5 protein-coding genes and 5 pseudogenes are annotated in these 14,136 nt (G+C 62.7%); 5 read left to right on the top strand and 5 right to left on the bottom strand.

Annotated elements, in window-relative coordinates; all coding sequences use genetic code 11:
• Nucleotides 1-4 precede the first annotated feature (4 nt).
• Nucleotides 5-412, top strand: a pseudogene (locus tag CBM2586_RS29400) (transposase domain-containing protein); the annotation flags it as partial.
• Nucleotides 413-467: 55 nt separating this feature from the next.
• Nucleotides 468-1,561 (top strand): annotated as a pseudogene (locus CBM2586_RS29395) (IS256 family transposase); the annotation flags it as partial.
• On the opposite strand, the pseudogene CBM2586_RS29390 reads toward CBM2586_RS29395, so the two are convergent.
• A pseudogene (locus tag CBM2586_RS29390) lies at nucleotides 1,557-2,794 on the bottom strand (IS110 family transposase). The pseudogenes CBM2586_RS29395 and CBM2586_RS29390 sit on opposite strands and share 5 nt — an antisense overlap.
• A 236-nt stretch (nucleotides 2,795-3,030) precedes the next feature.
• Between CBM2586_RS29390 and CBM2586_RS29385 the strand changes: the two are divergent.
• The 3 genes and pseudogenes from CBM2586_RS29385 to CBM2586_RS29375 form a co-directional block, all read left to right on the top strand.
• Nucleotides 3,031-3,252: pseudogene (locus CBM2586_RS29385) on the top strand (transposase); the annotation flags it as partial.
• A 54-nt stretch (nucleotides 3,253-3,306) separates the two neighbouring features.
• Nucleotides 3,307-4,497, top strand: a pseudogene (gene tnpC / locus CBM2586_RS29380) (IS66 family transposase); the annotation flags it as partial.
• 1,128 nt (nucleotides 4,498-5,625) lie between these two features.
• On the top strand, nucleotides 5,626-6,381 hold the full coding sequence (locus tag CBM2586_RS29375) for an SDR family NAD(P)-dependent oxidoreductase (protein ID WP_012354440.1): 756 nt from the start codon (nucleotides 5,626-5,628) through the stop codon (nucleotides 6,379-6,381).
• A 619-nt stretch (nucleotides 6,382-7,000) separates the two neighbouring features.
• Here the strand turns inward: CBM2586_RS29375 and CBM2586_RS29370 are convergent.
• From CBM2586_RS29370 to CBM2586_RS29355, 4 genes are read right to left on the bottom strand one after another with little or no spacing between them, the layout of a single operon-like run.
• Nucleotides 7,001-8,164: a Wadjet anti-phage system protein JetD domain-containing protein gene (locus tag CBM2586_RS29370; protein WP_012354438.1), complete on the bottom strand. Its 1,164-nt coding sequence runs from the start codon at nucleotides 8,162-8,164 to the stop codon at nucleotides 7,001-7,003.
• Nucleotides 8,161-11,832 (bottom strand): SbcC/MukB-like Walker B domain-containing protein, encoded by a 3,672-nt coding sequence (locus CBM2586_RS29365; protein WP_012354437.1) that lies wholly within the window; start codon nucleotides 11,830-11,832, stop codon nucleotides 8,161-8,163. The genes CBM2586_RS29370 and CBM2586_RS29365 overlap by 4 nt, the downstream gene beginning before the upstream one ends.
• Nucleotides 11,822-12,508 (bottom strand): DUF4194 domain-containing protein, encoded by a 687-nt coding sequence (locus tag CBM2586_RS29360; RefSeq protein ID WP_012354436.1) that lies wholly within the window; start codon nucleotides 12,506-12,508, stop codon nucleotides 11,822-11,824. Before CBM2586_RS29360 ends, CBM2586_RS29365 begins: the two co-directional genes overlap by 11 nt.
• Complete coding sequence (locus CBM2586_RS29355; RefSeq protein ID WP_012354435.1) at nucleotides 12,501-13,931, bottom strand: Wadjet anti-phage system protein JetA family protein; 1,431 nt, start codon at nucleotides 13,929-13,931, stop codon at nucleotides 12,501-12,503. Before CBM2586_RS29355 ends, CBM2586_RS29360 begins: the two co-directional genes overlap by 8 nt.
• Nucleotides 13,932-14,136 lie beyond the last annotated feature (205 nt).

Genomic DNA, 14,136 nt, shown 5'->3' with positions numbered 1-14,136 from the left:
CGCCATGTCGTCAACGCCTGTCACGATTACCGCCGCGGAACTCCAGCTCTTGCGCAATGCCGCCAAGGAGCGCGATGCGCTCAAAGGCAAACTGCGCGTGGTGACGGTCGAGCGTGACCTGCTGCTCGAGAGGCTCAAGGCCTTCCAGCGCAAGCTGTTCGGCGCCACGAGCGAGGTTCGGGGATCGCAGCAGAAGGACCTGTTCCTCAATGAAGCCGAGACGCTGGCACCAACGGCGGCGACACTTCCGGCACAGGAAGAAGAAGGTACGCCAGAGATTGAGGTGGCCGGTCACAAGCGCAAGAAGCGCGGCCGCAAGCCGTTGGACCCGGCGCTTCCCCGCGTGCCAATGCGCCACGAACTGCCGGAGTCAGAGCGGGTGTGCCAGCATGATGGACAAGCTCTGGTTGAGATGGACCTGTCAGAAATTTTGTGTTTAGGGCATAACATGTCGCCAAGGAGCATGTATGCCACGCAAAACCAAGACCAGCCAGGCCGCCGACCGTGAGCTGCCGAGCATTCCCGAGGACCTGATCGCTCATTTCGTAAAAGGCCCGATGACCGCCGAGGCGGTGCAGGACGCCTCGATGGCGTTCAAGAAGGCCCTGATCGAGCGCGCCCTGGGGGCCGAGCTCGGCCATCATCTGGGCTACCCGGCTGGCGCCGAGCGCCCGGCCGGCACGGCCAACCAGCGCAATGGCAAGAGCGCCAAGACGGTTCTGACCGACGACGGGCCGCTGCGGTTAGACATCCCTCGCGATCGCGACGGCAGCTTTGATCCGATCCTGATTCCAAGCACGAGCGGCGCTTCACCGGGTTCGACGACAAGATCATCGCCATGTATGCGCGCGGCATGACCTTGCGCGAGATCCAGGCGTTTCTGGCCGAACAGTACGGCACCGAGGTCTCGCCCGAATTCATCAGTTCGGTGACCGATGCGGTCATGGACGAGGTGACCGCCTGGCAGGCCCGTCCGCTGGAGGTGATGTACCCGGTGGTGTTCTTCGACGCGCTGCGCGTCAAGATGCGCGAGGACGGCGTGGTGCGCAACAAGGCCGTCTACCTGGCCTTGGGCGTGCTGCCCGACGGCACGCGCGACATCCTGGGCCTGTGGATCGAGACTACCGAAGGCGCCAAGTTCTGGATGAAGGTGTTCAACGACCTGAAGACCCGGGGTACCCAAGACATCCTGATCGCGGTGACCGATGGCCTTAAGGGCATGGAACAGGCCCTGGCCGCGGTGTTCCCGAACACCACCCTGCAGACCTGCATCGTGCATCTGATCCGCAACAGCCTGGAGTACGCCAACTGGAAGGAGCGCCGCGCCGTGGCGGCGGCGCTCAAGCCCGTGTACACGGCCCCCACCGTCGAGGCCGCGCTGGCCGAGTTGGCGGCCTTCGAGAACGGGGAATGGGGTCGGCGGTATGCACCGATCGGCGCATCCTGGCGTCGCGCCTGGGATCAGGTGATCCCGTTCTTTACGTTCCCACCGGCGATCCGCAAGATCATTTACACGACGGATGAAGTTGACAAGGCCGGGGGGTGCTTTCGCTCGTTTATGGCGTCCGTATTGGTGGCCACGGAGCGCGTACCGCACTTGCCTGCGGTCGCGCTTGCTTCCAGCGCGAGAACAGCCGTTGGTAAGCGTGCTCAGCTTGTTCGCCTGCCGCACGCTCCAGATCCCGGACGGACTTCAGATTGTAGGCGGCGGCAGACCCCTTGCGGCTACCGCGACGCGCAGGCATGCCTGCCTGCAGTTCCAGCTCACGGGTCTTGCGCGCAGTCAGCGCCGGGCGGTCCCCGCGAAGGCTTCGTTACGCGTGAGGACGTGCCAGACGATGATCGCCACCTTGCGTGCCGTGGCAACAGCCGCGATCTGCTGACCGCGACGATCCCGGATACGAAGGAAGAAGGCTCGGACGGGGCCGGCCGTTTGGGCTGCGGCCCAGGCAGCGTCGACCAGCATGGCACGCGCATAGGAACGTCCGCGCTTGCTGATGTGTCCGTGCTTTGCTGGCTGCAAGCCGGATTGGTAGACCGAAGGATTGAGGCCAAAGTAGCTGACCAGTTTCTGCGGCGAACGAAAGCGAGCGATATCGCCAATGGCCGAGATCAACCCGATCGCAACGGTGGTGTTGATGCCGGTGATGGTCAGCAGCTTGCGCAGCCTGTCGTCCTGAATAGCGGATTGGGCCAGGACGCGCTCAACCTGCTGCAGATTCTCTGCCAGCCTGTCGAGCTCATGCAACCGCTGGTCAATCCCGATGCGCTCGTCCATGGGTAGCGGCTGAAGGCTCAGCCAGGCCCGCCCTTTCTTGCCAAACAGGTCTGTCGCAGGACACCGTGCGATGAGATGTGCGGCAAGGACAGCGTGAATCTCATTCTTGAGCCGCGTCCGCTGCCGCACGATCTGGGCGCGGCGCGACACCTGCCGTCGCATCGCTTGCGTGGCCTCGTCTGGAATCCACACCTCGGGCAGGAAGCCACTCGCATAGAGTTGCGCAAGGATCGCGGCATCGATCTTATCCGTCTTGACGCGCGCTTCTGCGATCAGGCGGACTTGCAACGGGTTGGCGACAATCACTTTGCCGACATGACCTGTCAGCACGTTCGCGATGGCGATCGTGTTGCCGGTCGCCTCGAGTACCACGTGGTCGTCGGGCTTTAGCTTGGCAGCAAAGTGTTCCAGCTCGTCGCGTCGCAGTCCGACGCGCCCGCCGGCGCGTAGCCGGCCATTCTCCAAATAGGCGATCTCGGCCACCGATCGCGATACATCCAGTCCTATCACTCGCATTGGCGTCTCCCATGGGAAACATCGCAAATGGGAGCCGGTGGGACAGCACGACAACTACGGATTCGCGCTCGCAGCGCAACCGGGCGGGTCGCAGGGGCGGCCAACTACTAACACGAGCTCGCAGCTCAACGTATATGAACGGCCTGCCCACCCGAAGTGCTCCCCGGTGCCCCTGTCCCGGATGGTCGAACCATACACCAAGTTACACGGTGAGGAGAGGAAGGGCACCGGTTCCTATCATGCCGGTTACCAACGCGATCGAGAGCATCAACGCGCAGCTGCGCAAGATCATCAAGACGCGCGGTCACTTCCCCAGCGACGAGGCGGCGACCAAGCTGCTGTGGCTGGCGCTGCGAAACATCACGGTGAAGTGGGGCAGTTCAACCCATGACTGGAAGGCTGCCATGAACCAGTTTGCGATCCTCTACGAGGAACGCTTCACCCACCCTTATCGTTAAGATATTGCTGGCTCACCGTTCCATCGACGGTGAGCCTTTACCTGCCCTGCACACAAAAAAACTGACAGGCCCGTTGAGATTGGCGTGGAGATCAGCGAGCAACTCGACATCATCCCCCAGCAGGTCCGAGTGATCCAGCACCAGCGTGTCAAGTACGCGTGCCCGTGCTGCGACGGCAGTATCAAGGTGACGCCCGCCCCCGCACGCATCATCCCCAAGGGCTTGCTGACTGAATCCGCGCTAGCCTGGTGCATCACCTCCAAGTACCAAGACGCGCTGCCACTGTACCGCCAGGCCGCCTTGCTGCACCGCTTCGGCGGCGACCTCTCGCGCAGTACATTGGCCGCCAGCGTAGTACGTGTCGGCGAGGCCGTGCAGCCCATCATCAACCTGATGCGCGACCATCTGCTGGACGATGACCTTGTGTACGGCGACGAAACTACCGTCCAGGTGCTCAAGGAGCCCGGCAAGCTTGCCCAGACCAAAAGTTACCTCTGGGCGCAGATGAATGGATCGGGCCCGCCGGTACGGCTGTTTGCTTACAGCCCAACGCGGTCAACGAAACATGCTGCGGAGCTCTATGCCGGCATCAAGCCAGGAACGGTGTTGATGACCGACGGGTACGACTCGTACGACAAGGTCGCGCACGCGAATCGACTGATCCATCTTGGATGCTGGGCTCATGCCCGTCGTTACATGATTGAGGCCGAGGAGGCTCTGCCCAAGGAGCAGCGCGGTGGCGAACATCCAATCACGCAGTTCATCGCGCTCATCGCCAAGCTCTTTGCTGTCGAGGCTCGGACTCGCGAGATGAAACCAGAGCAGCGCCAGCAGATCCGTGCCGAGCAGAGTCGGCCTGTGCTAGACGAAATCGAAGCCATGCTGTTGCAGCACCTGCACACCGTGTTGCCGCGAAGCAAGTTCGGCGAGGCACTACACTACTTCCATAACCAGTGGCCCAAGCTCGTCCGTTACGTCGAGAACGGCGCCTGGCCGATATCGAACAATGTGATTGAGAATTCGATCAGGCCGTTCACCGTAGGGCGCCGGAACTGGCTCTTCTGTGACACCGTGGCTGGCGCGAACGCAAGCGCGAATCTGTACTCGATCATTGAGACCTGCAAGGCCAATGGCGTCGATACGTACCGCTATCTCGTCGCCTTGTTCAAGGCGCTGCCGCTCGCGAAGACCGCTGACGACTACGAGGCCTTGCTGCCTTGGAATCTCAAGACATCCGCTGTTTAGCCGACCTCGTATCCGGCCGCAAGAGGCGTTGTTAGTCGACCGCTTACGTTACGTCAGCGGGGACTGCCGGCAAGCGTGCCGGGGTAGTCGAGCACCCCTGCAGTACGACCAGGACCAGGGCAGCAGCGATCAGGGAGGGAACAGCAGATGTCAAGGCTGCTCCGCCGATAACCCTGCGCAGGCACTCCGCTGCTGCGAACAATCTGCTCATGACGTCGCCCTCGGTTGCGCTGAGTGGCCTGATCCGTGCCGCGGACGGCTATAGCTGCCTTTAAGCTTTCATCAAGGCTCTCACCTTTTATAGGCTACACGCTGAACGATCGGGTCCGGCCCTGCTAAAAGATGATGGGGACATTTCCTTTAGTTGCTAAATTCGCCCGCCTGGCGAGGGAAGCACTCACGGAATCCGTCACTGCCCTTTTCCGCTATTCGCGCGAGGTCACGGGCAGCGTCCGAAGAATGTGCGGCGCAGGCCTGTCGATGGCCGCGGACAGCGCTCCGTTTCGTGCAGGTGAAAGAGGCGCGGCCGTCTGTGCTGAAGCCATAGGCAGAAAGGCGCCAGCACCCCAACCATGGCTAACACGTCATCGTGGGTGGGTGCCTCTGGCCCGCGCGCATGCTCGCGGGTAATGCTGCGAAGATCACGGGAGTACATGGATTTCCGAACAAACCTTCGACTGTGGCGCGATCTGCAAGTCATACTGACCGGAGCAACGGACAGGATACTGAGATGGCTAACCCGTCTCGGACTGGTGAAACTGGGACGCAGCGACGTAACCCTTGTATGCGACCATGCGCAGTTATTTGTCCTCGCCTGCCGGTGCCGTCGGCGAGGAGGCGCGACGACAGTCCATCCGGTTTCCGGAGCAAACATCAGCAGAACTACTCCGCCGAAGCTTGGAGAGAAACTGGCCCGTTTCAGTGGTTCTCCCCGGCCCCGCACGGCGCCGCGGGCTTACCTCGTGCAGCCCCTTCCCCAAGATTTCCACACTCATGTCGCTTGCGACTAGTCCGAATTGACGTTGGCTAGCGGCTCGCGCCCCCGTATCCTCGTCTGCGCGCCACTGGCCAGCTATCACAGCCTTCTGGTGCGCCATGCAAATTGAAACCATGCGAGGATGCCACCAGATGCAGTCATTCGAAGGTAAGGTTGCGTTTGTCACCGGCGCGGCTACTGGCATCGGTCGCCAGACTGCGCTGAGCTTCGCCAGGTCCGGCGCTGACGTCGCACTGCTAGATACCGCCACGGTTGCCGCTGAGGAAACCGCGCATGACATCGAAAAAGCCGGGGCCAAGGCCATCTTTGTCCGCGCAGACGTTGCGCAAGGTGCGGACGTCGCCGGGGCGATAGATCAGACCATCCGATCCCTGGGCCGTCTTGACTTTGCTTTCAACAACGCCGGCATCGCTCCGCGCGGCGCGCCGATCTGCGATTTCTCCGAGGACGAGTGGGACAAGACCATTGCCGTCAACCTGAAGGGCGTCTGGCTGTGCATGAAATACCAGTGTGCACAGATGCTGGAGTACGGCGCAGGGGTCATCGTCAATACGTCCTCCATCATGGGGCTCGTCAGCGGACCCGGACTGTCGGCTTACTCCGCCTCAAAGGCCGGGGTGCTCGGACTGACCCGGTCAGTTGCGGTGGACTACGCCAGCCGCGGCATCCGCGTCAACGCCATTTGCCCCGGCGGCATTGCGCACACGGCTATCACCGACCGCCCAGAGAACCAGCAAGACATGGCCCAACTGACGCTCGCAACGCCCATGCAAAGGCTGGGCGAGCCGGCCGACATTGCCAGCGCCGTGATGTGGCTCTGCTCGCCCGGCGCAAGCTTTGTCACTGGCCAGGCCATCGCTGTCGATGGTGGCTTCACGGTCTGGTAAGGCGAAGCGGTCGTCAAGTACTCCCCAAGGAGGCCTAAGATGTTCTGCTACGGAATCTGTTCCGTCTGGATCGCGTCCGCCACGGCAACGATACCATCCCGCTTTAGGGGCCCACGATAAAGCCCCCGGCTCGGCTTGCCGAGCGGGCACCGACGGTCGAGCGGCGGTTGCACTCGGAATCGGTCGATACCGTCTCTCGGATCTGAAAGCCTGTTGAGGGTCTCGAAGAGATGATGAACAGTATGCGGAGATCCGTGACGTGCCGCACCGCCCTGCCCCGCCGATGACGAAGACTTCTCGCCGGCGAGCAGATCGGCGATACCACCGCCAGTGCCGCGAGACATACCCGGCATAATGTCTAAACTCTGGCGCTGCGCGCGTACGTTATCAGGTAACGCAAAAGAGAGAGTCGAGAACTAAATGCGAAAAAAGCATACGGCAGGCAACCTGCCTGCTCGGCCACGGGATTGCAACGTGTCACCACGCGAACCGGCACAAATTCATTGTGCTTCTACTAGCGTGCCGGAGCATGGAAAATGCGGCGGTCAATACCAAGCTTTGTCCCAAAGGCATGCATTCATCGGCAGGTTTTCGCGTAGTTGTCTGGCGCGTCGAGACGCTACAGACTTTCCTGGTCGACAAATCGGCCGTGCCTGCGTAGTGCTGGCAGCAGCACTTCATCCGCATAAGGGCAGCCGGTAAAGCCCGGATCGGTCTGGCCCGACTTCCTTGCTTCATCCGCCGCGTGGGACTCCTCCGCGAGCAGGCGTGCAAGCAGCGCCTCGTAGCCAGCTTTCCACGCTTGCGCGTCTGGAAATACCACGCGCAACTCCTTAAGAATATCCATCCCGGCAAAATCCAGGTCGCCCCAGAAATGAACTGGGCGCGTGTCGTCGGTGCCATGCAGCCATGCAAGAAAGCTACGCCCCAATGCCGCATTCCGCTCAAACACGCTCGGGGCAAAGTAGACTGAGCTGCCACCCGGCTGGCGCAGCCTCCTCGCGCTCGCCTTGTATCCGGATGCGAATATCAGGACAAAACCCTCGGCGGCGCTCAGCCTCCCCGCCGCCATCGACTCGAACGTTGCGGCATTCTCCACAAACAGGACCGGGGCGGCAGGATCGGCTGTACGCGCAGCTACCAGCAGTTGCACCGGCTTGTCTGGAAAGGGGCAAACTTCCGTGTCAAGCAACAGGGCAATGGCCTCCTGCTGGCCGTTGAGAACTTTAGACAGGCCCCAGAACTGCCGGCTTGCTACCTCATGGAGCATGAGGCTCTCGCTCGCAAGCGCCGGGATGCCCGCGAAACGCTCTAGCACCTGCTCCGGTGAACGCGGAAGGATGAGGATCGGGCGGGACAGCAGCCGCTCGCACAGCGCCGCGTTGTTGACGCGCGCTGGCACAGCCTTCCGCCACTGAGCCATCCAGGCGACCACGGCATTGGGCTGGCGCCCCGTCTCGTCGCGAAGAAACGCTTCCGCTTGAGCTGCGATGACGAGCTTCGGTGAGCGCTCCCAGATATCAAGATCCCGCTGGCCACGACGCTGGTCTAGCATCAGTGCAAATCCGGGTTGCGCCTGCAGCGCTTCCAGGGCGCGCCATACGAACATGCGTTCGCCGTGAAGGTCGATCGAGAAAAACTCCGGCCACGTCCCGGCACTCAACGGGAAGCCGATATCGCGGCGTCTCTCGGCAAACGGCTTTGCCTCGATACGGTCCACCAGTGCATTCAGCAACGCGGTGAGCGCGTCCGGCCGGCGCCCCGGAATGTCGTCGGCGCTCATGCCCCCATGTCCGAGATCAACTGCTTGCGCGCCTCTTGCAAGTCGAACTGCCATGCCGCTTCACGGCGCACCGCCTCCCGACGTTCAGTCCATAGGGCATGTAGTCGGTCGGCCTTCAAGAGGGAGCTGTCCACCTCGGTAATCTTATCGAGTTCGCCTGCCAGGCCCTCAACCTTCATCAGAGAAAAACGATGCTCGAAGCTGAACAACTCGAGCAGGGGACCGGACGCGCGGGACGGCATGGCAACCACCAGTTGCAAGCCAAGGTTCTCATTGAGATAGCGCATCACAGCAGCGGTGCGGCCTTCGTCCATCTTGTCGAAGGCCTCGTCGATCATCATGAGCTTCAGGCTCGGCGTCTTCTCGAACTGCCGAAATGCCTGGGCCAGCACCGCGGCCCGCACCAGATAGGCTGGCGTCATCAGCTCGCCTCCCGAGAACGTCGCCATTCTTGCCAAGGACGCCTCGCGCCCGTCCTCCGAATATTTGCGGATGTCATATTGGCGATAGTTGCGGTAGTCCGCTATGTCCTTCAGTCGCCGCAATGCGTGGTCGCGGTTGGTGTCGAGCAATAGCAGCTTGATGTCGTCCAGCGCCACGACGCTTTCGGCAGAAAGGACGCCTTCGGCGGCCGAGAACAAATCCACCGGCGTTTGTGTCTCGGCCAGCCGGTTCAGTTCTTGGAACAGGTCGAAGTACTTTTTGTACTCCTTGACCATCTGCCCGTATTCGATCTCAAAACGGTCTTCGCCGAATGCCAGTCGCTTGAGCTTCTCATTGAGCCGCTTGAGCGGATCGATGCCCTGCTCCACCGCGGTGCGTACGGCCAGCGCGAAATGCGTGCTGAAGGTGTTGTTGAAGCTCTTCTCGGCGTCCCGCAGCTCGCTGGTGTTGTTGAGAATGCGCACTTGGTCGAGCCGTTCTAACATGGCCGAGATCTGTCGCCGGGCGGCAGGTACGCCGCCATAGGCTTGCCACTCGTACTCCCCCTGGGTTGACTGGCAAGGCTGAAAGTCGACCCGCTCATCGAACGAGGATGACAAGAGATTATGGGCCTCCAGTTTCCGCTCGAATGCCTCGCGCTCCTGGCGGTAGATCCCGGCTTGCTGGCGCCGCCGCCCATCAAAGGACGCGGCGGTCTGCTCCTTGGCCGCTTCCCGAGCGCGCTGCTCCAGCCGGACTGGATCGAAATGCGGATTGAGCCGGATCAGTTCAGCCACGCGGGCGTTTATCTGGCGCACGGCATCTTTGCACTCAACAAGCTTAGCTTCAGCGTCACCGATGTTCGCTTCGAAGCCACGCGCCCTCCCCTCCGCTTCGCCTGCTAAGCGTGATGCGGTATTGGATAGGCGGTGGTGGCCCTCCAATAGCTGCTCCGCACGCGCCACGCGCCGCTCCAGCACGATGAGATCGGCGTCATCTAGGCTGGCGAGCTGCGCCGCGAGACTATTCAGTTCGCGCTGCGTCTCACCCAGCTTGTCCAGCATTGGCGCGACAGGCACAAGCTGCAGGGCGAGCAGACGCGCACCCCACGCGGCCAACTCCGCAGCGCCTGCGCGATGTGCGTCCCTTTCCTGCGACTTTTCGTCGATCTGCCGGACGAGCCTCACCACGCGCTTGCGCCGGGCCTCGGCACCGAAGGCCAGTTCGCCGTCGTCCACCCATGACGAAAACATCTTGAACCCCCCACTGGCCATGCCGTCCACGGTCAGTGCCTGTGGCGCGCCGCGCAGCGCCTGCGCATCCGCTACCTTGACATAACGGCCGTAACTTGCAACCAGATAGGCGCGCGCGGTCTCATCGGCGATCACCAATTCCTGCAGCACGGCGTCGGGCGACAGCGCCTGGTTTTCCGCCCGCCGCTTGGCCAGTTCGCCCTGCACCACGGAAGCCTCTCGTCCTTGTCTAGTCGCCACCAGCTCGTGTCGCAGCGCCCGGATGGCGCTCGCCTCGTATTGCGCGTCCACCAGGATCACGAAGCGGTTGCCGCCCAAAAGCCCTTCGATAGCGTTCTGCCAGCGTGAGCCCTCCCGCGGCTGGACAAGGTTGCAAAGTACCCTGGGACGGGCGCCCGGCATCTGGGCCTCGAGATATCGGACTGCGACCTCCACATGCGCCGGCAAGTCAAAGTGGCCATCTTCCAGCCCTTGCCGGCGCCGCTTCAGGTCGTCGATTTCTCCTTGCAGGGCGGCAGCGCGATCCGACTCCCGCGCCTGCTCCTGTACCACTGCCCCATACAGGCCGTCGGCGCCGTGCAGTCGCTGCGCAATGGGAGCCAGGGCGGCATCCAGCTTGGCGAACCGGTCGCGCCGCAGGCTCGCGGGTTCGATCTGCGCGCCTGTCAGCATCGCCGCCAACTCACGCGCGGCGGCTTGGCCGTCCGCGCCATCGATCGCCGTGGCATCGACAACCAGCCGCTCCACATGGGATGCGTAGGCGGAGGCCGGTCCTGCAGGCAGTTTGGCCAGGGCAGCCAGTTCGTCGAGCACGCCGCGCAAGCCCGCTAGGGCGGCCAGAACGTCCAGCGCGATACGGGATCGCCCATCGGTGGCCACGGCTATCTCGCGGCTGAGCCGCTCACGATCCTGCGCCACCGGATTGCCGTTGAGCCGACCCTTGGCAGTGCCATGCAATTCCGTGGCGCGCTTCAGCGCCTGTGCATGCCGGTCGGCAAGCGCCTGCTGCTTCTCGACATCGGCTAAGGCAAGACGCCGGCAGGCCTCCAGCCTTTGGATCTCCTCCTCGACATCCCGCTGTCGGCGCAGTACTTCGCCCAGTTCGGCCTCCATGGCCTCTTCGAACGCGGCAAGGAACGCATCCGCGTGTGCCTTCAGCACGCCCAGCCGCTCCCGGCACGCCAGTAATTCGGTGGCGATCTTGCGCAGACGTTGCACGTTTTGCATGAGCGAAGCGATATGCCCGATCTGATCGGAAAAATCAGGCTCGGCCAGCACCTGCTCCCGGATCAACTCGTCCACCGAGCCGACGGTCTTGCGAGCAATGGACTGGACGAAAGCCCGCGCCGCCGCTTCGGCCTCGCGCGGCCCGACCAGCGTCTTGCCACCACCGCGAAACTCAGCATAGAGCTTGCACAGATAATCTTCGATGCTGTTCTCGAACGGCAGGACGCGCGGATAGCGCTGGCGCAGCCGATGGTAGATATCCTCGACCTTCACCGCGGTAATGGAATTGCCCTTGCGCGACTCGATGAAATCCGCCTCCATTACGCGGCTGCCTGGTAGCACAAAGTAGAGCTTGCGCGCCACGTCGACGCTGCGACCTTGCTCGCGCGTACCAGACACGGCAGCTTCGACGGCCACCACGGCGGTGAATGGTTCGGCGGACTCCCACTCATCGGGCGCGAAGACGGCGACGACATAGGTGTGCGATCCATACGGCCGGACGCAGAGGTTGTCGCGCATGCCTACCGCGTAAGACGCCAGCGTCCGCCTCACCTTGCCGCCCGCGCGCGAGGCGCCGCTCTCGTCCTGCGCCGAGTTGAACACGTTGATGTGCTGCTTGCCGCCGGTCATGACCAGCTGGATCGCGTCCTGGAAAGAGGACTTCCCAACGCCGGTCGAACCCGACAGCAAGGTGGTGTGGCCAAAGGGGTATTCCCGGGACACCACGAAGCCCCAGTTGACCAGGATGAGCTTCTCAAGCCTCATCGTCGGGCTCCGGCGACGTGACGGCCGACACGGGCGTCCGTGTTTCGGTCAGCAGGGCATCAATGGCGGAATCCGCCACGAACTGCAGGATCGTCCCACGAATGGCGACCAGAGCGTCAGCATCTTCCACCTCGGAATCCGCCCGGTAATCGATCAGACGGGCACGCTTCAGGTCGGCGAAGAGCTTCTCCCGCGCAGTCTTGGCCGGCAGTGAGCGGCGCGCCTGCGCAGTCAGCGTGGCATTCAGGTATTCCACGGTGACAAGCGCTTCGTTGCGCTCGTTGATCGAGCCTTGGCGCAGGCTTTCGTTGTACAGCAAGCGCAGCACCAGGCAGCATGCCACGAAATCGGCGGAGAGCTTCGCCCGCACGGCGTCCACCGCGATAGCATCGTCCTCGGCGGGCAGTCCCGGCACGCGCGCCCCCGGCGGGTAAAGCCGAAAATAACTCTGATGTCGCTCGTGCAGCAGCCGGAACCCGCCCACATCGAAGTACGCATTGAGCAGGCCTTCGATACGCACGGCGTCGTCGTAGAGCTGACGCTCGATGGCGCTGTCCTCCCGGTGCAAGATGGACAGCCCGAACAGGCGGCCAAGGATCTGCCCGAACGCCTCCGGCCGGACGCCCCCCGCCTTCAGTTCCGCTTCCACCAGTTGCCCAATCGTAATTTCATCCATGGCCGATGTGGCGCCTCCTGATTGCATAGTCAGTGCCCGACATGATGGCATTGTCCAGCGGCTCGGCATCTAGCCGCTCCACGTCCAGTCCCTCATGGTCCCGTGCTGCCTCGACTGCCCGCAACAACGATAACGCCTGGATAGCATCGTCGACCGGCAACTCGGATAGGCGCAGCGCGCCCGTACCACGCATGGAACCGAGCAAGTAATCCACGACATCGTGATGCGACAAGGAGAAGGCCCGCTCCTGCGCTTGCCGCACGAACTGACGCAAACGCTCTTCTCGTGTGATTTCCGGAACGATGCTCACGGCCTGTGCCCGGTTACGCTCGGCGGTCTTTCTCGGCTGCACCGCGGCCGGATCATACAGCGCCACGCTTACCGGTGCGAGCGCCGCTCCCTGCCGCTCCAGCCACGCGCCCTGATCCCGCTCCGGCATCTCCCCCAGGCGGCGGATCAGGGTGGACAATGCCGCCCCGCTGCCTGATGCCCCCATGAACAGACTCTGCGACAACAAGACCACATGGCGGCGGACATAGCTTTCCATGGCCCGGAACAATTCCGGCTGTTTCGTCCGGCAGGCCGCGGTCACCATCTCGTCGATCCGATCAAGCATCCATCTCAAGATCGCCCCGTCCGGCGCGGCCTGCGCGGCCCATGCCGCGTGGTTGGCCAAGTCATCGTCAATGGCCTGCATCTCGGCCGCGCTCAAATCGTTAAGACGTTCGATTAGCGCCCCGATGTCCAGCCGGTGGCGCTCGGCATTGTCATAGACTAGGCGGGGCGAGAACTCATCACGAAAACGTCGCTCTACGAACTCGATAAACCCATCCCAATTGCCCTGCACATGCGCATCGAGCAATATCTTGCGAGCCAGGTCGTAAAAGAGCTCGATATCTTCGGAGAGGTCGGCAATGACCCGATCGGCATACTCGTAGGCGTCGAGCAGGTCCTCCACATCGCGGCGCTCGATGAAGGCACTCAGTGCATTCTTGCAGGAGCGCATGTTGCGCTGACGGGTCCGTTCGCGTGGGCGGTCGGCCAGCGTCAGCGCCTGAGCGAAGATCTTGCCGGCGCGGGTGAAGCGATAGGCGGTAACCAGTCGGACGCGATCCTCGGCGGTTTCCAGCCAGCCGTCCGCAACAAGGAGGCGCACGATGGCGCTTGCCAGCTTCTGGTCGTCGGCCAGGTCACCGGCGGCGAATCCGTCGTCGCCATCTTCACCGGCAGGATCGGCCGGCAGCGTGGCGGACTGCATCGTCTGGACAAAGAGGTCACGCAAGTCCTCGCGCCCAAGGATGGAGCGGTAGTCGGCATGGGAGCCATAAAGCCGCGCATAGAATGCGCGGATGCAGGCAGCGATCAGCTTTCGCCTCTTCAGCGTCAACGGACGAAAGAACTGCGGATACCCCGAATCCACCATCGCGGCTGATGTCCCCCTTAACACTCTCGCATTGCACCTGCGTACCATCGACACAGCGAACAAAATCGTACGATACCACCCCGCCCTGCACTGCGCCGCCGCGCGACCTGTTTCAGGGATTCCATTACGCCTGGCGCCGGCGCACCCAGTGCTGGGCTGCGCCCTGGCGACCCGGTAGGTGCCTTACGAGCCGGAATGGGTACCG

The sequence above is a fragment of the Cupriavidus taiwanensis genome, from assembly GCF_900250115.1.
GTDB classification, from domain to species: domain Bacteria; phylum Pseudomonadota; class Gammaproteobacteria; order Burkholderiales; family Burkholderiaceae; genus Cupriavidus; species Cupriavidus taiwanensis_B.
The sequence above is the reverse complement of the archived record's forward strand: the minus strand, read 5'-3'. Positions and strand labels throughout refer to the sequence as shown.